Below are 18,987 nucleotides of genomic sequence, written 5' to 3'. Positions count from 1 at the left end.
GGACGAACGGGAAGGGCCTGCGCTTCACGCTGTAAAGGGCCAGGTCGGGGTGTGCACCCCGACCTGGTGGGACGCCCTGCTACGGAAGGTCGACGAGGATGGTGTTGCTCTCCTGGCCGTCGGGATTGACCACCTTCAGCGGGTAAGTTCCCGGCGACACGTAGACGCGGATCCGAATCCGGGTCGTGCCGTAGTAGTTGATCGGATCGGTGAGTGTGCCGTTGAAGTCGGCCTTCACGCCCTGCTGGAAGTTGGTCCCGTCCACGTAGATGAAGTAGGCGCCGTTCTTGAACTCAGCAGAGTAGCCGGTAATCGTCGGGGTCGGCGGAGGCGGCGGCGCGTCGTAGGTGTAGCCGCCTGTCAGGGTGAACTCGCCTCCGTCGACGTTCACCACCTGCACGTCAACCGGCCCGGAGACCGGCGAGGCGGGCGCCCGCACGCGCACCCGGTCGCTGCCGTAGTAGTTGACCATGGTCGCCTCGATGCCGCCGAAGTAGAACCGAGACGCCTGGGTGAACTCGGCGCCCACGATCACGACCAGGGTGCCGCCCTCCATGGGCCCCGAGCTCGGCGAGAGGCTGGTGATCTTGACCTCCGGCGGCACGTAGGTGAACGCCTGGACCAGCGCGGCCTCCCCACCGTCCGGGTTCACGACGCGCACATCCACGACTCCGGGCTGCGGGACAGCCGGCGCCCGGACGCGGATCCGCTCGGGTCCGTAGTAGTTGACCACCTCAGCCTCCTGACCCCCGAAGAAAACCTTGAGGCCCTTGGCCAGGTTGGCGCCGTCGATGTAGACGAGTTCGCCGCCCCGGGTGACGCCGATGTCAGGCGACAGGCTGTACAGTTCCGGAACGGGCGGAGGAGGCGGCTCGAGATAGGTGAACCCGCCCACCACCGTCGTCTCCCCGCCGGAGGGGTTCGCAATCCGGACGTCGACCGGGCCGTAGACCGACGACCCCGGCGTCCGCACCCGGATGCGGTCGGGTCCATAGTAGTTGACCACGGTGGCCTCAGCCCCGCCGAACCAGACGGTCAGCCCCTGCTCGAAGTCCGAACCGGAGATGGTGACGAGGGTTCCGCCGGATGCCTCGCCCTCGCCGGGTGAGATGCTCGTGACGGTGGGATCGGGCGGAGGCGGCGGAGCGTCGTAGGTGTAGCCGGCGGGAAGGATGGCCTCACTTCCGTCCGGGTTGACCGCCCGGACGTCGACCGGCCCCGGTGCTGCGCCCGCAGGAGTCCGCACCCGCACGCTGTCAGCGCCGTAGTAGTTCAGCACGGATGCTTCCGCACCGCCGAAGTAGATGCGGACGTCGCTCGCGAAGTTCGCACCGTAGACGTAGGCCACCTGGCCGCCGGCCAGCGGACCACTGGCGGGCTCGACCCGGGACAGCTCAACTGCGGGCGGGGGCGCGGGCTCCAGGTAGGTGTAACCATCGGGAACGACGGTCTCCTGATCCCAGCGGTCCACCACCCGCACGTCAACCGGACCTGCTGCAGCAGCGGCCGGAGTGACCACCGTGATCGCGGTGGCGGTCAGGTTCTGGACCGTGGCCGGCTGGGAGCCGAAGTAGACCTGCGTGCCGGCCGTGAAGTTGCTGCCCGAAATGGTGACCTTCTCTCCACCGTCGACCAGACCCTCGGCCGGGTTGACCGACGTGACGGAGGGCGCCGGCGGCAGCAGGTACTCGAACTGCCCGCTCCAGACGCCTTCCTGGTTGTCGGGGTTCACCACCTTGACCGACACCGGACCGCCGCGGGTCGCAGCCGGCGTGCGCACGCGGACGCGATGCTCGCCGTAGTAGTTCACGAGCTGCGCCGGCTGATCGCCGAAGTACACGGTCGCACCGCTGCTGATGTTGCTCCCGTCGATGATGACCAGCTCACCGCCCAGCGCCGAGCCGGAGGCGGGGCTGACGTTGGTCACAACCGGGGCGGGCACGACGTAGGTGAAGCCATCAGGTACCCGGGCGGTCTGCCCGTTGGGGTTCTCCAGGACGACCTCGACGGGACCGGGCGCGGTGGCAGCAGGAGACTTGACCACCACGGATTCCGGACCGTTAAAGGCGGAGACCTGGGCCTCCTTGGCACCGAACCAGACGCGGGCGCCAGGGGCGAAGTTGCGGCCGGTCAGTTCGACCAGATCACCGCCGGCGACATTGCCACTGTCGGGCGAGATGGAGAAAATCTCCGGTTGCGTGGCATCGGGCGGGAGGTAGGTAAAGCCGCCGGGCAGGGTCAGGCTCGACCCGTCGGTCTTGGAGAGAACCACGTCGACAGGCCCGGGGGCTGCGCCGGGCGGCGTGACCGCGGTGAAGGTCGTCCCGTCGATGAACGTGGTCGCGGATGCGGGGACACCACCGAAGGTAACCTGCATGGTCTGGTCAAAGTAGCGGCCGCGCAGGGTCACCTTGGTGCCGCCGCTCAGCGGGCCTTCCGCAGGGGCCAGCTCGGTCACCTCGGGCGCCGCCCAGTACCGGTAGCTGGCGGACGCCGTCTGACCGTCGTCGTTCTTCACCACCAGCGGCACGGTCCCGGCCTTGCCGGGCGGCACCGTGGCCGTGATCCGGTCGGGCGCCACGACCACGTCGGTGGCCTGCTTGGAGTCAATGAGCACCTGGGCGCCCGGGCGGAAATTCTGGCCGGTGATGACAATCGTCTCGCCGCCGTAGATGGAACCGTTGTCGGGATCCACGGCGGTAATCACCGGAGCCGGGTACTTGACCGTGACGCTCGCCCTGGGCGCCTCGCCCCAGTGGTTGGCGCCGGCGTAGTCCTTGTAGGACAGCGAGATCTTGGAGGATACGTACAGTTTGCCGGTCCTGGCACCTTCCTTGTGCCGAATGCGGTAGGTGAAGGTCAGCACCTCGTCCTTCAGCTCGAGGAAGTGCCAGGTGAGGGTGTTGCCCGACACGGCGGGCTGCGGGATGTTGTGCATGTAGGAGTCCGGCACGATCTCAAACTCCGGGGCCACGGTATCGGACACCGTCACATCATAGGCGCTGGCGATGCCGATCTCGTGGACGATCCGGGCGTAGATCTCGGGAAGCCCCACAGAGCCCAGCACAAAGTGGTGGTGGTGCGCCGTGGTGGCCATTTCCTTGAGCAGCAGGTTGGGTGCGCTCGTGTCGGGGTCGTCGTTGACCCCCAGCAGCGCGATGGTGTAGAACACGATCCCGGCCGACTTGGCCTCGGCCGCCTTCAGCTTGGCGTACTCGTACGGCGTGGGGCTGCCCACGTTCGCATCGCCGTCCGTCATGAGGACGATGACGGGCTGCGCCTCCGGCCGGTGGTCAGCCAGAAGCTGGGTGGCCACGTCGATGGCGTCGCCGGTTGCGGTGTTCCCCTGGGCTTGCAGCGTGTCAATGTAAGCCTTGGCTGCGTCCCTGTCGGTGGTGAGCGGGAAGCCCGCGGCGGTGGTGCTGAAGTCCACGATACCGACACGGTGCTTCGAGAGGTCCATCAGATCGATGAACCCCTTGGCCGCCTGCTTTGCAGCCTGAATGCGGTTCTCCGACGACATCGAGCCGGAACGGTCGATGATCAGGATGACGTCGTTCGGGCGGACGACATTGACCGGGGGCGTACCCTTGATCGAAAGGGTGACCTCGACCTCCCCCTGGGCCAGGATCTCGGACGGGGCGGCGGACTGGGTGACCGTGACCGGGCCGTCAGCAGCCCCGGCTGACGGCGCGGCGATCAGGTTGACGACCGCCAGCACTGTGACCAGTAACAGCGATAATACCCGTGTGACGGACCTCATTCCGTTGCCTCCTCGCATGCTAACGAAGAACCATCGCTAGCTGCCTCTGATCTGTCTGAGTGGTCCTGCTTCGGCGCAGATCGTACTGAGGCCAGTGGACACTCCGGCTTGGGCAGTCCCTTCCAAACCCTTTGCGTCGCTGGTGCTTGTCCCCCCTTCCAGGCGCGTTCGGTCGGATGAAAAAAACGGCAACAGCCGGTTGCCGTTTCGTCTGTAGCCCCTGCTACCCGGCAATCCACCCGGCGGCAGCCGGCGAAGACGCATGGCTATGCGGACGTGCTGGATAGAATATTGTGTACTGATTATGATACCATCATTTGCATGCCTGTCAATATTCAGCAGCCGTCCCAGGCGAGACGGCCGCCCCAGCTACCGAAACGCTTTTGACACCAGTGCCGCACCCACCGCCATGAACACCCCGCCTGTGATCAGGCGAAGGTACCGTGGCGGGATGTTGCGCAGCAGGCCGTCGCCCGCCAGCACCGCGAAGAAGGAGGACGCGACGAGGGCGGCCACGGCGCCGAAGAACACCATGTGCGGCGCCCGGGATCGTGCAGCCAGCGCCATCACCATCAACTGGGTCTTGTCACCCAACTCAGCCAGAAAGATCACACTGAAGGTGATCAACGCCGACTTCCAGCTCTCCAATGTGGTCGCCCCCCGGCCATGAGGTCGAACGCGGCCCGGCCGCACTCAGGCTATGGGTATGTCCCGGCCTGTCCGACCATGCCAGGGTCGGGGGGGTCACATCGGCTGCTTGCGGGCAACCACGATGGTCACGTGGTCACCGTTCGTGCTGTTGTCGCCGTATCCGAAGTAGACGAAGCGGTCTGCCGGAATGCCGTGCTGCTCGCTCAGGAACTTCACCACTGCGCCGGCCCGCAGGGCAGCGAGCTCGAACCCCGCAGCGCCCTCGCCGGACCCGTCGGCGGTGCCGTTGACCATGATCGGCAGCTCGACTCCCTGAAGCTTCTCGGCCACCTCCGCCAGGTAGGGCGCGGCTTCGGGCCTGAGGGCGTACTCACCCGGGTTGAAGAGCAGGCTGCCGGCCACGCTGAGCACGATGCCCCGCTCCTCCAGCGCAACGGCGATGAGACCGCTGCGGACGCCAGGCAGGCCGCGGAAGATGTCTGCCACCTCGGCCAGGGGGTCGACGGGCTCAGGCGGCGGGACGAACTCCTCCGGCACGCCCGGCTCGGCCGTCACGACCTGCGAGGGCTCCGGAGAGGGCTCCAGCGCAGCAGGCGGAGGCTCGACGGGTGGGACCGGGTTGGTTTCCGGCGGCTCCTCAGGCGGCGCGATGAGGTGCGCCGGCCAGTCGGGCACGTCCGGCAGGCTTCCGGGGCGGTCCGGCGGGATGATCGGCATGGCCGTGCCCTCCTGGCCCCGCGCAGGAAGCGGTGCGATGTCAGGCCCCAGCGGGCCCAGGGCAGCCGCGAGCGAGCGGGCCAGGCTGGTGTACTTCGCGGTGTCGACCCGCGCGAAGGAGAACATGACCACGAATACGATGAACATCAGGGTCATGAAGTCGGCGTAAGAGACCATCCAACGGTGAACGTTGGAGCCGCCGTGACCGCCGCCGCCTCCCTCATGATCGCCCCTCGTTGCTCTTGTCGTCCGGGCCATTCAGCTATGCCCCCTCCTGTGCAGGAGCGCCTGCAGCAGCGCGCCCTCTTGCACCGCCTCCGGAAGGCAGGTAGATGGAAAGCTTCTCACGCAGGTTCCGGGGGTTCTCGCCGGCCTGAATGCCTTCGATTCCGGCGATGATCATCTCGTTGAAATGGCTCTGCTGCTTGGCGATGCCCTTGATCTTGTTGCTCATCGGCAGGAAGACGAGGTTGGCCGACCCCAGCCCGTAGAGCGTCGCCAGGAAGGCGACGGCGATGGCCGGACCCAGCGTGTCAGGATCGCTCAGGTTGCCCATGATGGTGATGAGCCCCATCACCGTGCCCATGATGCCCAGCGTCGGCGCGAAGCCGCCGGCGGTCTCGAAGACGGCAGCCCCGCGCAGGATTTCGTTCGCCTGCTGCTCGCTGAGCGACTGCATCACGCTGACGACCGCCTCGGGGTCGGCACCGTCCACGGCCATGGTCAGGCCCCTGTGCACCACGGGGTTGGTCGCCTGATCGGCGTCCTCCTGCAGGGAGAGCAGGCCGTTGCGCCGGGCCTTCTCGCTGAGCCCCACCAGCAGGTCGATCATGGCCCGGTAATCCTGCTTGGGCGGCGAAAACGACAGCCTCAGGCCCCTGGGCACCGATCTCAGATCCTCAGTTGTATGCGAAACGATGGTGGCGCCAATAGTCCCGCCAATCACGATCAGGAAAGCGCTGGAACCCAGCAGCGACGACAGCGTCACATGCTCCAGGGCCGCGCCGACGGCGATGGCTACGAGCGCGAAGATCAACCCACCGATAGTTGCGAGGTCCAAGAGACTCCCTCCTCCCAACATGGGCCCTGCGGATCTGCCACTGACATGATCGGCCCGGATCCGTCACCGGCCTTGCCAATCCCCCGGTGAAAAGACACCGTCCCCCCGTCCGGGGGGGACGGTGTCCCCGGGGCACACTATAGATCCGCAGTTTACCGCAGCAGCGACAGGATCGCCTGCGGGGCCGTGTTGGCCTGCGCCAGCATGGCCATCGAGGCCTGCTGCAGGATCTGGTACTTGGTGAACTGAGCCATCTCGAAGGCCATGTCCGCATCCCGGATACGGCTCTCGGCGGCGGTCAGGTTCTCGGACTGGATCTGCAGGGTCTCGATGGCAGCCTCGAGCCGGTTCTGCAGCGCACCGAGGTTCGCGCGGGCGACGGAGACCGTGTTGATGGCGGTATCGATCGCGCCGATGGCGTTCTGGGCGGCAGCCTTGGTGTTGATGTTGAGGGTGGCCTTGTCAACGCCCAGGTCGGTATCCTCGAGGGACTGCAGCGTGATCTCGATGTGGTCGGAGTTGGGATCGGTGCCCGGGCCGACCTGGATGGTCAGGGCGCCGAGGGCCTCCGCAGCGCTGTTGATGAGGTCCTTCTCGTTGAACTTGGTGGACATGCTGGTCCGGCGGATCTCATCGGCGAGGTTCCCGAACTCCTCGTTGAGCAGGGCGCGGTCGTTGTCGGTCAGCGTGTCGCTGGAGGCCTGGACGGCCAGCTCACGCATGCGCTGCAGCATGTCCTGGATCTTCTGGGCGCCGCCCTCAGCGGTCTGCACCAGGGAGACGCCGTCCTGGGCGTTCCGGACAGCCATGTTCAGGCCGCGGATCTGGGCCCGCATCTTCTCGGAAACCGCCAGGCCGGCGGCGTCGTCGGCCGCCCGGTTGACCCGGTAGCCCGAGGAGAGCTTCTCCAGGGACTTGCTCATGTGGGTGTTGTTGACGCTCATGTTGCGCCAGGCGTTCAGAGCAGCCATGTTGGTGTTGATACGCACGTCGGTAGCCTCCTTGCTCGCTTTGTGCGATCTCTCATCGGTGGGTTGAAGCATCCTCCCTGCCGGCCGGGCCGGTGCTCATACCCACTGACTATCACATGTATGAACGGGTTGGCGCCCTCGCTTAAGCGAGAAAGCCCCCCGTAGGAACCAATTAGTATCGGTTTACTCGCCCAATCTCTTCCGTTCTTCCTCGCATGACCCCAATCAAAAATCGCATGGCAGCATCAGCGGCGTACGTCGAGCTGCCGGGCGGAAGGGCCAGCACCCAACACCCTTCGCATCCCGTCGGTGGTGGCCCGGGACGCCCGAGTGGCATCCGCGGCCGACTTGAGGTGCGCCAGCCACCGCTGCATCTGCCCGTCCAGGGCGCGCTGCTGCCTGAGCAGGGCCTCCAGCTCCCCCCGCAGGGCCTGCTGGTCGCCCGGCTGGAACAGCTCCCGGGCCCGCTCCGCCATCTGGCCCCGCTCGACGATCAGCTGCTCCACCCTGGCCAGCCCCGCTTCGGTCGGCTGCTCCTGGAGCTCCGCCAGCAACTGCCCGCCCAGGGCCAGGGCTGCCGCGAGCGCCTGGCGCAGTTCGTCAGCCATGGGCCTGCGCCCGCTGAACCCTGACCTGGCGGGCCGCCTCGGCCCAGGCGCCGGCCAGATCGCCCACCGTGGCGGAGACCTCACGGAGGGCCGCGGCGTCCTTGCGGATGAGCCCCTGGCTCAGGCGCCAGGTCCAGTAGTCGTAAAGGCGGGCAAGATTTTGCGAAATCTCCCCCGCGGCGGGGTTCAGGGCTGCAGACAGCTCGGCGAAGATGCGCTGCGCCTTGCCGACGTTCTCGCTCACTTCAATGAAGCGCTCCTGCTCCAGCGCGGCCACGGCTCTGTCGATGAAGCGCTGCGCCCCTTGGTACAGCAGGGCGATCTGATCTTCCGGGGCGACCGTCTCTGCCTGGTAGGTCCGATACTGGTTGAGGCCGTTCACGTTGGTCATCCCCCGACTCGCTGATCTCAGGAGTAGAAGCCCATCAACATGGCGGCGAAGGCGTTGCCCTGTGCCTGCAGCCTGGCCAGGGCCTCCTCCATGCGCGCAAACTGGGCCTCCAGCTGCTTCTGACGGGCCGTCAGCTGCTCCTCCAGGCGGCCGATCGTGTCCCGGATTCGCTTGATCTGGCTCGCCAGCGTCTTCTCCCGGTTCTCCACCATGCCGCTCTCCACGTCGAGCAGCTGGCGCAGATACCGGCTCATCTCGGCGGCCGCGCCCCGGTTGTACTGCCCCACCTGGATCTCCGTAAGCCTGACGGGGGCGTCGCCGTGGGTGGCCGTGACCGAGAGGCGGATGCGGCTGGTCGTCTTCGGGTCAAAGTTGGCGGTGTAGACGGCGCCGTTGTAATCGTCCACCGTCGCCAGCGCCTTCCAGCTGCCGGAGGTCTCGTCCCAGTACTCCAGCGTAAACGCCTTGAGCGACGCGAGGTTGTCCGGCTGGTACAGCACGATCTGGTCGATGGTCCTGGCGGAGGCGAAGGTGATCTCGATCACGTGCGGATTGGCTTCGCTCGGCGCACCCACGCCTTCCCAGCCGCCGCCGGTGGAACCGAAGCGGTCACTGTCGGTGACCCCGTTGATCAGGTCGGTGAGACGGCCAGATCCGTCGCCGGTCCCGATGACCGTGATGCTGGTGCCCGGCTCCAGGGCGGGGTTGACCCGCATGGCGCCGAAGAGGGTGGCAACCGCCTCGGCATCCTTGGCCAGGGCTTCCTTGAACTTCTTCTCGTCGATGACCAGCTTGCCGTAGTCCGCCGAGCCGTACGCACCGGTGGAGATGCCCACGTCCATCAGCGTCCGCCAGTTGTGCGGGAGGCCGCTGACCTCATTGGCCACCATGGACCGCAGGGTGGTCTGCAGGCGGCGGATCTGCATCTCGCCGTTCAGGATGCCCGCCTCGCGGGTTTCTGTGTTGTAGCTGGTCAGCTTGGCCATCAGGCTGAGGGCGGAGTTGACGGCGTCGACCCAGCCCTTCACGCTCTCCAGCACCTTGTCCGGGTCCAGTTCCACGGTGGCCTGGACGGGGTTGCCGGCGCCCGTCACCTTCTTGAGGGTGATGGTGAGCCCCGGGACGGCGTCGTCCACGGTGTTCGTGGCGCGGACGTACTGGATGCCGTTCAGCGTGAAGACGGCATCCTGGGCGGCGGAGAGCTCATTGGCAATGGAACCGCCCCCCGAGAGCAGGCCGAGCTCCTGCAGCGGCGTGCCCGCCACCTCCTCCAGGCGGATGGCGTTGGCCGTGCCGGAGGCGTCCGAGGTCAGGACAAGGCGGTAGCTGTCGGGGCCCGCCGCCATGACGTTGGCCCGCACACCAGCGTTGGCCGCGTTGATCTTGTCGGCCAGGGAGTGCAGGGTGTCGTCCGCTTCGATGGTGATCTCCTTGAGATCAGCGGGGTCGTTGCCGATCCGGAACGTCCCGCTGATGCCCAGCTGGGCGTTCGGGTTGGCCACCACCCTGTCGTCGCGCTGCGTGATCACGTGGGTCTGCGCGAGGCTGAGCACGGCCAGCGAGTAGCTGGTGAGCGCGGACCCCTGTGCGGCGCTGATCGTGGCGACGGACTCGTCGGTGAGCGTGACCTTGCGCGAGCGGTAGACAAACGGGAGCCGCAGGGCGTCCAGCTTGGACTGGATGTTCGTCAGGGCTGACCGGACATCCCGCCAGGCCTGCTGCTTCTTCTCCAGCTTCTGCTGATCCCGTTCCCTGTTCTCAATTCGCTCGAGTTCATACCGCAGGATCTTTTCAATGATGGCTCTGGTATCACCGCCGGAAATCAGGCCGCTGAGGCCCAATCCGCTCATGCACCGCCCACCCCCTACACCTTCTCGTCAACCAACACGCCGAGGAGCTCACGCAGGCCGCGGAAGGCCTCCACCAGGCGCTCAGGGGGGAACTCGCTCAGCACCTCGCGCGAGATGCGGTCCACCACCTGGACGATTACCCGGTTGCCGTAGACCACCTTGAACTGCAAGGTCGTCTGGAGCGACTCCGCGGCAGCGGACATCCGTTCGGCGATGCGCTCCAGCACATCGGTGTCGAGCGCTCCCGCCTGTTTCTGCCCCGCGGCCCCGGGCAGCTGCTCTGCGCTGCGGACCGCGCCGGCCGCTGACTGGCCGGCACCTTGCCGGACGGACCAGTCAGCCTTGACCTCGGTGGAACCCGTAACGCGCATGCTTTGATCCTCCTCCTCGGACTAGCCCCTTTACCGCAGCATGTAGTCCAGCAGGCTCACGGGCAGCGCCTTCGAGAAGGCGGCAATGGCCGTCTGGTAGGCCGTATAGGCCTCCGTCATCTCCATCACCGACTCGGCCAGGTCACCGCCGCTGACCTTCCCCAACCGCTCCTCCACGTTGACCAGGCCATCCCGGGCGTAGTTCTCATACTGCTCCGCGTGCTGGTAGCTGAGCCCCAGCTCGGAGCGGAGGGAAATCAACCGGTCCATCGCCGAGACGACCTTGCTCAGGTGGGTCGTGGTGACTGCCACGGTATCACCGGCCCGCATGGCGGTGGCCATGTCGGTCAGGTCCTGGATGATCGAGACGGGCAACCGGTTGCCCGGAATGCTGATCTTGATCCGGTAGCCCGGCGCGATCTCCCGCTCCATCACCTGGTCCACGCCGCCCGCGTAGGTGACGCCGCCGGTCCCGTTGTCCGGGAAGGGCAGCACATCGGTGGACCAGCCGGAGAAGAGGTAGAAGTCGCGGTGGCGGGCGTTCATCTCGCGCTTGATGGCGTCCCGCAGCGACTCGATCTGCTGGGCCAGGTTCTCCCGGGCCGACGGCTCCAGGCTGGCCGGAGAGCCGAACTGGACGGCGGTCTCCCGGACGGACTGGAGCAGATCCAACATCGTGGTAAGGCGCGTCTCCCCCGCCGACAGCCACTCCTTGGCCTGGCTGATGGCCTCCTGGGCGCGCTCGAACCGCACTTTGGCACCCATGAGGTCGATGGCCTCCACCACCGCCCGCGGATTGTCGGAGGGGCGCTCGAGAGAGCGGCCGTTCACCTTCCGCTGGGCCAGGGCGTACTTCTCCCGCAGTGCGCCGAGATCGTAGATCGCGGCGTTGAGCAGCATCCAGTTGGTCACCCGCATGGCCCGTCCCCCCGTTACACCATGTTGATCAGTACGTCGAGCATCTCATCGATCATCTGGATCACCCGGGCAGCGGCGGCGAAGGCCTTCTGCTGCGCAGTGAGGCCGGCCACCTCCTCATCGACGGAGACGCCCCACTTGGCGGAGCGCGTCTCCTTGATGGTGCGCAGGTGGTTGTTGGCCACGGTCTCCTCCCGGTCGGCCTGGGCCGTCTTCGAGCCGATCAATCCCACCAGGTTGCGGTAGCGGACGATCGGGCTCGTGCTCCGGTCGCCCGGCACCAGCCCCTCGGCCAGCTGGTAGATGGCGTCGGCGATCCGCCCGTCCATCTGGAGCGCCGGGCTGGCCCCCGCGGCGCGGATGCGCCTGGGCGTCACGGCCGGGTTCACGGTCACGGAGCCGACCACGTCATCCTGCACCAGGAAGAAGTCCAGGTCCGACCCGTCGCCGGCCTCCTCTAAGCCGAAGCCCGTGCGGTGGATCTTGTTCACGGCGTTGGCCAGGTCCTTCATGAACGAATCCACTTCGGCGATGGCCTGACTCAGCTCGGTGTCACGCATGTAGAGCAGGCCGCGCAGCTTACCGCCGCCGTTGAACTTGGGCACGTCCTTGCCCACCCACTGCGGCACGATGCCGTTGGGCCCTTCGACCAGCTCCAGCTGGTTCACGTAGAGGCCGTCCACCGCGGGCACCGCACCGATCATCACCCGCACCGTGCCGTCGGACAGGACGGTGGGCACGGCGCCGGTCTGGGCGGCCAGCTCGTCCAGCAGCTTATCCCGCTGGTCCAACAGGTCGTTGGCCGACTCGCCGGAGTGCTGGAGCAAGGCGATGCGGGCGTTCAGCTCGCGCACCGCCAGCAGGTTGGCATTGATGTCGGCGACCAGCGCCGTCATCTCCTCGTTGATGAGGTCCCGCACCTGGTTGAGGTGGGAGATGGTCAGCGCGTAGTTCTGGGTGAGGTCGTGTGCGGCCGCCAGCACCTCGAGACGCACGGTCTCGTCCGACGGGTTCTCCGAGAGCGCCTTGAAGCTGTCGAAGAACCGGTCGATGGCGAGGCCGAAGCCGCCCTCTACAGGGTCGCCGAAAATCTCCTCCACGCGCCGCCACATGTCGAGGATGGTCCCGGCCTCGCCGGAAGCGGCGGCGACGGTGCGGAACTGGTGGTCCACGAAGATGTCGCGCAGGCGGGCCACGTGCGGCAGCTTGCCGGTGGGGTCCGCCGGATTCTCCAGCCACTGGCGGGTGTAGCTTTCGTTGTTGTGATTGGAGATGTTCTTGGTATGCAACATCATCGCCCACTGGGCGGACTGCATCGCCCGGGTGGCGATGTTCAAACCCGTGTTCAGTCCCCTGATCATCCGATCGCCCTCCTCATGCCCGACGGTTCAGGAACGTGCCGCCGCGCGCCTTGCCGGACGGATACCCGGGGTCCCTGTTGTCGTTGCCGCCGAGCAACAGCCGCAGCAGGAAATCGACCCGCCCGCTCTCCATGTGGAGCAGGGCGGACAACCGGTTCGTCTCCGCCCGCAGCTCGTCGTGGAGCCGTCGGATCTCCTCCGGTTCGGCGTCGATCTCGGCGGTCTGCAGCTCCCGGAGCAGCCGCTCCTGCTCGGCAGCACCGTCCGTGAGCGCCTTGACGTCGCCGGCGATGACGTGATTGATCTGCGCGCGGGTCAGCTCGATCATCTCCTGGAGCAGTGCCGTGGCGCTCATGGCTCCACCACCCGCAGGCGGATCAGGAGGTCGGCCAGCCTCCCGGGATCGACCTGGTACTCACCCCGCTGAATCTGCTCCCGAAGGCGGTTGACCAGGTCAGCCCGCACCGACGGCATGACGCTCAGCGCGGGCTCGATGTCGCGCACCTGCAGCGCACGCGATGAAAGAGAGAGCCGGTCCTCGCTGAGCGCTTCCGCTGCCTCGCGCGCGCGGGCCCGGGCCTCGTTCACCTTCGGCCGGTCAATGCGGTTCAGCCCCGCCGCTGTGGTGATCTTCGGTCCATCAACTCGCATGCAGGCCACAACCTCTCGTGGGTCTTGATTCTTCCATGGCACGCGCGCGCCGAAAAGTTAAGTCAATCAGCTTCGCAGTAGATGCGCTTTGCGCCGAAAATCGCGTCCATACACGGTGTTTCGCCCAATTTCATCCCATCTGGTGGCTCTTCCCCCGCAGGTTCAGGATGAGCTGTACCTCCCCCCGGGGAAGCTGCAGGGCCTCGGCGATCTCCAGCGGGCTCTTCCCTTCGTCGGCCATGCGGCAGACCGCCTCGCGCACCCCGGCGTACCGGTCGGCTGCCGCGGCGCCCGCCGCTTCATCCGGCGAGGTCTGTGCCGCAGCCTCGGGCTCCGGCTCCTGCGCCGCGTCGTGCGGCACCGCCGGAGCCTCCTCCTGTGCGGGCCGCGGAGCCGTCCGTGCGCCGCCGCGCTGGCGGCGGGCCGGCCGCGCGGGCTCTGCCGCGCCGGGCGCGCCGGCGGCCAGGGCGTCCGCCAGCTGCTTCAACTGCGCGACCCGCCGGTCCACCTCGTCCAGCACCGCCTCGGCGCTCATCGCCACCTCGGCGGTGAGGCGCTCCAGGCGGGTCAGCTCAGCCATCAGCCGCCTCTGCCTGGCAGTCACCTCGTAGAGGGCATAGGCCAGGGCGCCGATCACGGCCAGGCCCAGTAGCAGGTATGCAACGGTTGACACGGTTCTCCCCCTCTAGGTCCCCTGTCTGACCGCGGGCGCTGCCGCTCACGACACGAGATCCTGCTTCATCCGTGACAGCTTCCCGCGCAGCCGCAGGATCGCCTTGCTGTGCACCTGCGATATCCGCGCCTGCGAGACCCCCAGTACCTCGCTGACCTCCTTCGCGATCAGCCCCTCCTGGTAGATCAGCGCGATCACCAGCTGCTCCTGCTCCGACAGGGAAGCGACCGCCCGGGCCAGCACCTCCCGCCGCTCGGCCAGCTGACTCTCCAGCTCCGGATCGACGGCCTCGTCGTCGGCCACGCGGTCTGCCAGGGCCGTGGCCTCGCCATCGTCGAAGGCCGCCGCCTCGTCCAGCGAGAGCACGGCCAGGGTGCCTGCCTCCTGCAGTCGCCGCTCGGCCTCCTCCACCGTGATGCCCATGTGCGCGGCCAGTTCGCCCGCCGTCGGCTCCCGGCCCAGGGTGCCCAACAGCTCGTCCCGCACCTTCTCCAGCTGCCGCACCCGTCTGCGCAGGGCAGGGGCCCACTGCATCGCCCGCAGCCCCTCCAGGCAGGCGCCGCGGATCCAGGGGATGGCAAACGTCTCGAACCGCACACCCCGTTCGGGGTCGTAGCGAGCGATGGCCTCCAGCAGCCCGAAGCAGCCGTGGCCCTCCACGTCGGCCTGGTCCACGTGGCTGGGCAGGCCGACCATCAGCCTCCCCGCCACGTAGCGCACCAGCCACAGGTAGTGCTGGGTCAGGGCGTCGCGTGCAGCTGTATCGTGGGACTGGCGCCAGCGCCGCCACAGCTCCAGATGCTGCACGGTCACGATGATCCCTCCTCTACAGGCTGCTGCTCCGGGAGAAGATGCCGGCCAGCCGGCTGAAGAAGCCGCCGCGCGGCGCCGGCGGGTGCACGACCTCGCCGCCCACCAGCCGGTCGACCATGGCCCGCACCGCCCTGGAAGCCGGGGCGCCGGGGTACCCGAGCACATACGGCACCCGCTGCCTGACCGATTGCCAGACGTGGGGGTCCCGGGGGATGGTCCCCACGTGCCGCACCTCCGCACCCAGGAAGTTCCGGGCGGTGGTCACGATGCGCTCCGCCGCCCGCTCCGCATCCTCCTGCCGCTCCGCCTGGTTGACGGCCAGCCGGATCTTCGCCCCGGGGTTGCGGGCCGCCAGCGCTTTGATCATCGTATAGGCGTCGGCCATGGCCGTGGGCTCGGGCGTGGTCACCACGAGCACCTGGTCAGCGGCCATGGCAAACTCCACCACGGCGTCGCCCACCCCCGCACCCGTGTCGATCACCAGGTACTCGGCCTCGCCCTCCAACCGCTCCAGGGACCGGAGGATCGGCCGGAGCTGGGCGGCGTTGAGGTTCCCCAGCTCCACCAGTCCGGAGCCGCCCGCGATCAGCTTCATCCCGGTCGGCGTGCGGTGGATGACCTGGGGGAGGTCGACCTCCCCGCGGAGAAAGTGCCCCAGGTGATATGGCGGCACGGTCCCCAGCAGGATGTGTGCGTTCGCCAGGCCCATGTCCACGTCCATCAGCAGCACCTCGCGGCCGGCCTGTACCAGGACCTGCGCCACGTTGACCGCCAGGTTGCTCTTGCCGACCCCGCCCTTGCCGCTGGTGACCGCAATCGCCTCAAAGCGGCGGGGCGCACGGCCCATGGCCTGGTTCCGGTAGGCGGCAGCCAGTTCGCGCAGACGGCTGGCTTGGTCAAACATCGCGTCTATGCCCCCATGAAAAGTTTGCAGTAGTCCACGGTATCCGCGGGGGTCAGGTCATCCGGCACAGCCTGGCCGGCGGTGATGTACGAGACCGGCAGATCACTCCGCAGCCGGATGTTGAGCATCAGACCGGGGGCGGAGGTCTCGTCCGCCTTGGTGAAGATCAACCGGTTGACGCCGAGGGGCAGGTAGCGCTCCAGCATGCGGTGCGCATCCCGGGGGTTCGTGTTCAGGGAGACGACGAGATGCGTCTCGTCGGGCCGCGCAGTCGCGAGCAGCTCCTGCAGTTCGGCCATGCGCTCCTCGTCCCTGTGGCTGCGCCCGCCGGTGTCCAGCAGCACCACGTCGGCCCCCGCGGTGTGCGCCAGGGCCTGGGTGACCTCCGCCGGCCGCTCCACCGTATAGAGCGGGATGGAGAGGATGTCGGCATAGGTGCGGAGCTGGTCCACGGCGGCGATGCGGAAGGTGTCGGCCGTGATCAGCCCCACCTTCAGTCCCCGCTCCAGGGCGAAGTGCGCCGCCAGCTTGGCCAGGGTGGTCGTCTTCCCGACCCCGGTGGGGCCGACCAGCGCCACCACCTGCCGCCTGCCCTGCTCCACATGGATCGGCGCGCCGGGGCCCATCACACGGGAGAGCTCGGCGCGCAGGAGGGCGCGGCCCTTGGTGGCGTGGGTGCCGACCTTCCGGCTCACCGCGAGGGCCAGCCCCTCCTCCACCCCGGCGTCCAGCAACTGCTCGTAGACCTTGCGGCCGTAGCCCTTCAGCTCCAGCAGCGCCGTGGGGTCCGGCCGCACCTCCACCAGCCGGGTCACGGCCTGCCTCAGGTCGGCCAACTCGCGGCGCAGGCCCGTCAGGTCGGCCACGCCGCCATGGGCGGCTGCAGGCGGTGCTCCGGCGCCGGAAGCATCCGCAGTGACGGGAACGGCAGGGACAGCCGAAGGGGCAGGGGCCCCCGGACCGGCAGGGGTCGCCGGAGCCTGGCGGGCAGCCGCCGCGGCCGGACGGGAAGGAGTCGGGCGGGAAGGCCGGTACGGCTCGGGCCGCCGCTCGGCCGCGACCGTCAGTTCCGTCATCTCCCGGCCGAAGAGGCCGAAGATGCCGCCGATACGCACCTTGCGGCTCTCGACGATCACCGCGTCGGTGCCCAGCTCGTTCTTGGCGAGGATCAGGGCCTCCGCGTAGGTGGGCGCCACGTACTTCTTGACCTGCATCATGCCCGGATCACCCCCACCGACTCGATCTCAAGCTTGGGATCCAGCTCGGCGTAGGAGAGCACGATCAACCGAGGGTAGGTATGCTGGGCGATACGCCGGATCACCGGCCGCAGGGCCGGCGAGCAGACCAGGACGGGGGTGTCGCCCCGCTGGGCCATCGCCTGCGCCTCCCTCCCGATACCGTTGATGACCGCCTGGGCCAGCTGCGGGTCCAGGGCGGGCGCGGGACCTCGCTTCTCGGCCGCGGCGGTCAGCCGCTGCTCGACGTCGGGCGCCAGGGTGATCGCCTTAATCACCGGCCCCAGCTCGAAGTGGTGCACGATGGTGCGCCCCAGGGCCACCCGCACCTTCTCGGTGAGCTGCTCGGGGTCCTTGGTCACCGGCGCCCAGTCCGCCAGGGATTCGAAGATCAGCACGAGGTCCCGGATGGGGACGCCCTCGGCCAGGAGGTTCTGCAGCACCTTCTGGATCTCGCCGAGGGAGAGCAGCCGGGGCGTGAGCTCCTCCACCAGGGCCGGATGGCTTTCCTTGACGGTGTCCACCATGCCCTTGACCTCCTGGCGGCCCAGGAGCTGGTGCGCGTTCTCCTTGATGACCTCGGTGAGGTGCGCCACCAGCACCGAGGCCGGGTCGACCACCGTGTAGCCGATGAGCTCCGCCCGCTGCTTGTCCGCGGGTGAGATCCAGAGGCCCGAGAGGCCGAAGGCCGGCTCCACCGTCGGCTGGCCGGGAACGGTCTCCTCGAGGCCGCCCGGGTCCATTGCCAGGTAGCGGTCCGGCTGCAGCTCGTAGGAGCCCACCTCGATGCCCCTGAGCTTGATGACGTACTGGTAGGGACTGAGCGCCAGGTTGTCGCGCACCCGGATGTAGGGCAGCAGGAGGCCCAGGTTGGCCGCAACCTGCTTGCGCACGGCCACCACGCGGTCCAGCAGGTCGCCGCCGCGCCCGGGCTCCGCCATGGGCACGAGGGCGTAGCCCAGCTCGACCTCGAGCGGGTCCACCGGGGTGAGCTGCACTCGCGTCTCGGGGAGAGCCTCGTTGGTGATGGGCAGCGGCTCCGGCTCGGGCACCTCGGCCACCGCCCGGACCGCCTGGTAGCGTGCGCTGACGATGCCGACGCCCAGGATCAGCATGCCGATCAGGAAGAAGGGCAGCGTGGGCAGGCCGGGGACGATCCCCAGCAGCAGCAGGAGGCCGCCCGCCAGCATGAGCAGCTTCGGGTCGCCGCCCAGCTGCTTGGAGAGCTCGCCGCCGAGGCTGGACTCGCCCGCCGCCCGGGTGACCAGCACGCCGGTCGCGGTGGAGATGAGCAGCGCCGGGATCTGCGTCACCAGGCCGTCGCCGACGGTCCGCAGCGAGTAGTGCGACCAGGCCTCGTTGAAGGCCATCCCCTGCTGCAGCATGCCCACGATGAAGCCGCCCAGCAGGTTGATGAAGACGATGAGCAGGCCGGCGATCGCGTCGCCCTTGATGAACTTGGTGGCGCCGTCCATGGCGCCGTAGAAGTCGGCTTCCCGCTCGATCTCCCGCCGCCGGGCCCGGGCCTCGGCCTCGGTGATGAGGCCGGCGTTCAGGTCGGCGTCAATGGACATCTGCTTGCCGGGCATCGCGTCGAGGGTGAAGCGGGCTGCGACCTCGGAGACGCGCTCGGCGCCCTTGGTGATCACGATGAACTGCACGATCACGAGGATGAGGAAGACGATGAGTCCGACCACCGTGTTGCCGCCGATGACGAACTCGCCGAAGCGGCGGATGACCTCGCCCGCCTCGCCGGTGGTGAGCAGGAGGCGGGTGGTGGAGACGTTCAGCGTGATCCGGAACAGGGTGGTGATGAGCAGCAGGGTGGGCAGGGACGAGAACTGGAGCACCTCGTTGGTGAAGATGGAGACGAGCACGATCACGATCGCGGCCGCCACGTTGAACGTGAGCAGCAGGTCGACCAGGAACTCGGGCAGCGGAACGATGAGCAGCATGACCATGGCCACCATGGCGCCAGCCACTGCGATATCGGCGATCCGGACCGACGGGGCGCCGCTCGGGTTGGTCACAGCTCTCTCACCTCAGCATC

The 18,987-nt window shown here is 67.9% G+C and carries 18 protein-coding genes; all 18 read right to left on the bottom strand.

The window, feature by feature from the left end:
* Positions 1 to 79: 79 nt before the first annotated feature.
* The 18 genes from J2Z79_RS01990 to flhA all read right to left on the bottom strand — a co-directional run bounded on the left by J2Z79_RS01990 (position 80) and on the right by flhA (position 18,967).
* Positions 80 to 3,763 carry an IPT/TIG domain-containing protein gene (locus tag J2Z79_RS01990; protein ID WP_209465178.1) on the bottom strand — a complete coding sequence of 1,228 codons (3,684 nt, stop codon included), beginning with the start codon at positions 3,761 to 3,763 and terminating at the stop codon, positions 80 to 82.
* 369 nt (positions 3,764 to 4,132) lie between these two features.
* Complete coding sequence (locus J2Z79_RS01985) at positions 4,133 to 4,411, bottom strand: TMEM165/GDT1 family protein (RefSeq protein ID WP_209465177.1); 279 nt, start codon at positions 4,409 to 4,411, stop codon at positions 4,133 to 4,135.
* 96 nt (positions 4,412 to 4,507) lie between these two features.
* On the bottom strand, positions 4,508 to 5,389 hold the full coding sequence (locus J2Z79_RS01980) for a flagellar motor protein MotB (RefSeq protein WP_209465176.1): 882 nt from the start codon (positions 5,387 to 5,389) through the stop codon (positions 4,508 to 4,510).
* Between the two features lie 4 nt (positions 5,390 to 5,393).
* The gene (locus tag J2Z79_RS01975; protein WP_209465175.1) at positions 5,394 to 6,191 is read right to left on the bottom strand and encodes a flagellar motor protein; all 798 of its coding nucleotides are present in this window, start codon (positions 6,189 to 6,191) and stop codon (positions 5,394 to 5,396) included.
* Positions 6,192 to 6,343: 152 nt separating this feature from the next.
* Entirely contained in the window at positions 6,344 to 7,180 is an 837-nt protein-coding gene (locus J2Z79_RS01970; RefSeq protein ID WP_209465174.1) for a flagellin N-terminal helical domain-containing protein, read from the bottom strand.
* A gap of 227 nt (positions 7,181 to 7,407) precedes the next feature.
* Positions 7,408 to 7,770, bottom strand: a complete 363-nt coding sequence (locus J2Z79_RS01965) for a hypothetical protein (RefSeq protein ID WP_209465173.1) — start codon at positions 7,768 to 7,770, stop codon at positions 7,408 to 7,410.
* Complete coding sequence (fliS, locus tag J2Z79_RS01960; RefSeq protein WP_209465172.1) at positions 7,763 to 8,161, bottom strand: flagellar export chaperone FliS; 399 nt, start codon at positions 8,159 to 8,161, stop codon at positions 7,763 to 7,765. Before fliS ends, J2Z79_RS01965 begins: the two co-directional genes overlap by 8 nt.
* Positions 8,162 to 8,178: 17 nt before the next feature.
* The gene (gene fliD, locus J2Z79_RS01955) at positions 8,179 to 10,011 is read right to left on the bottom strand and encodes a flagellar filament capping protein FliD (protein WP_209465171.1); all 1,833 of its coding nucleotides are present in this window, start codon (positions 10,009 to 10,011) and stop codon (positions 8,179 to 8,181) included.
* A gap of 14 nt (positions 10,012 to 10,025) precedes the next feature.
* Positions 10,026 to 10,382: a flagellar protein FlaG gene (locus J2Z79_RS01950; RefSeq protein WP_209465170.1), complete on the bottom strand. Its 357-nt coding sequence runs from the start codon at positions 10,380 to 10,382 to the stop codon at positions 10,026 to 10,028.
* 30 nt (positions 10,383 to 10,412) lie between these two features.
* The gene (locus tag J2Z79_RS01945; RefSeq protein ID WP_209465169.1) at positions 10,413 to 11,300 is read right to left on the bottom strand and encodes a flagellin; all 888 of its coding nucleotides are present in this window, start codon (positions 11,298 to 11,300) and stop codon (positions 10,413 to 10,415) included.
* 14 nt (positions 11,301 to 11,314) lie between these two features.
* The gene (gene flgK, locus J2Z79_RS01940) at positions 11,315 to 12,661 is read right to left on the bottom strand and encodes a flagellar hook-associated protein FlgK (protein WP_209465168.1); all 1,347 of its coding nucleotides are present in this window, start codon (positions 12,659 to 12,661) and stop codon (positions 11,315 to 11,317) included.
* 13 nt (positions 12,662 to 12,674) lie between these two features.
* The gene (locus J2Z79_RS01935; protein ID WP_209465167.1) at positions 12,675 to 13,016 is read right to left on the bottom strand and encodes a hypothetical protein; all 342 of its coding nucleotides are present in this window, start codon (positions 13,014 to 13,016) and stop codon (positions 12,675 to 12,677) included.
* Complete coding sequence (flgM, locus tag J2Z79_RS01930; protein ID WP_209465166.1) at positions 13,013 to 13,312, bottom strand: flagellar biosynthesis anti-sigma factor FlgM; 300 nt, start codon at positions 13,310 to 13,312, stop codon at positions 13,013 to 13,015. The genes J2Z79_RS01935 and flgM overlap by 4 nt, the downstream gene beginning before the upstream one ends.
* Positions 13,313 to 13,442: 130 nt before the next feature.
* Positions 13,443 to 13,985: a DUF6115 domain-containing protein gene (locus J2Z79_RS01925; RefSeq protein ID WP_209465165.1), complete on the bottom strand. Its 543-nt coding sequence runs from the start codon at positions 13,983 to 13,985 to the stop codon at positions 13,443 to 13,445.
* A 45-nt stretch (positions 13,986 to 14,030) separates the two neighbouring features.
* On the bottom strand, positions 14,031 to 14,798 hold the full coding sequence (locus J2Z79_RS01920) for a FliA/WhiG family RNA polymerase sigma factor (protein WP_209465164.1): 768 nt from the start codon (positions 14,796 to 14,798) through the stop codon (positions 14,031 to 14,033).
* 13 nt (positions 14,799 to 14,811) lie between these two features.
* Positions 14,812 to 15,702 (bottom strand): MinD/ParA family protein, encoded by an 891-nt coding sequence (locus J2Z79_RS01915; RefSeq protein WP_209465163.1) that lies wholly within the window; start codon positions 15,700 to 15,702, stop codon positions 14,812 to 14,814.
* Between the two features lie 5 nt (positions 15,703 to 15,707).
* Positions 15,708 to 16,919 carry a flagellar biosynthesis GTPase FlhF gene (gene flhF, locus J2Z79_RS01910; RefSeq protein WP_209465162.1) on the bottom strand — a complete coding sequence of 404 codons (1,212 nt, stop codon included), beginning with the start codon at positions 16,917 to 16,919 and terminating at the stop codon, positions 15,708 to 15,710.
* A complete protein-coding gene (gene flhA / locus J2Z79_RS01905; RefSeq protein ID WP_209465161.1) occupies positions 16,916 to 18,967 on the bottom strand; it encodes a flagellar biosynthesis protein FlhA in 2,052 nt (683 codons plus the stop codon). Before flhA ends, flhF begins: the two co-directional genes overlap by 4 nt.
* Positions 18,968 to 18,987 lie beyond the last annotated feature (20 nt).

It is taken from the genome of Symbiobacterium terraclitae, from assembly GCF_017874315.1.
GTDB classification, from domain to species: Bacteria; Bacillota; Sulfobacillia; order Symbiobacteriales; family Symbiobacteriaceae; genus Symbiobacterium; species Symbiobacterium terraclitae.
The sequence above is the reverse complement of the archived record's forward strand: the minus strand, read 5'-3'. Positions and strand labels throughout refer to the sequence as shown.

Excerpts from the sequence above, each read along its gene's own strand:
- J2Z79_RS01990 (WP_209465178.1), bottom strand. The coding sequence starts at position 3,763 with ATGAGGTCCGTCACACGGGTATTATCGCTGTTACTGGTCACAGTGCTG.
- J2Z79_RS01980 (WP_209465176.1), bottom strand. The coding sequence starts at position 5,389 with ATGGCCCGGACGACAAGAGCAACGAGGGGCGATCATGAGGGAGGCGGC.
- J2Z79_RS01965 (WP_209465173.1), bottom strand. The coding sequence starts at position 7,770 with ATGGCTGACGAACTGCGCCAGGCGCTCGCGGCAGCCCTGGCCCTGGGC.
- fliS (WP_209465172.1), bottom strand. The coding sequence starts at position 8,161 with ATGACCAACGTGAACGGCCTCAACCAGTATCGGACCTACCAGGCAGAG.
- fliD (WP_209465171.1), bottom strand. The coding sequence starts at position 10,011 with ATGAGCGGATTGGGCCTCAGCGGCCTGATTTCCGGCGGTGATACCAGA.
- J2Z79_RS01950 (WP_209465170.1), bottom strand. The coding sequence starts at position 10,382 with ATGCGCGTTACGGGTTCCACCGAGGTCAAGGCTGACTGGTCCGTCCGG.
- J2Z79_RS01945 (WP_209465169.1), bottom strand. The coding sequence starts at position 11,300 with ATGCGGGTGACCAACTGGATGCTGCTCAACGCCGCGATCTACGATCTC.
- flgK (WP_209465168.1), bottom strand. The coding sequence starts at position 12,661 with ATGATCAGGGGACTGAACACGGGTTTGAACATCGCCACCCGGGCGATG.
- J2Z79_RS01935 (WP_209465167.1), bottom strand. The coding sequence starts at position 13,016 with ATGAGCGCCACGGCACTGCTCCAGGAGATGATCGAGCTGACCCGCGCG.
- flgM (WP_209465166.1), bottom strand. The coding sequence starts at position 13,312 with ATGCGAGTTGATGGACCGAAGATCACCACAGCGGCGGGGCTGAACCGC.
- J2Z79_RS01915 (WP_209465163.1), bottom strand. The coding sequence starts at position 15,702 with ATGTTTGACCAAGCCAGCCGTCTGCGCGAACTGGCTGCCGCCTACCGG.
- flhF (WP_209465162.1), bottom strand. The coding sequence starts at position 16,919 with ATGATGCAGGTCAAGAAGTACGTGGCGCCCACCTACGCGGAGGCCCTG.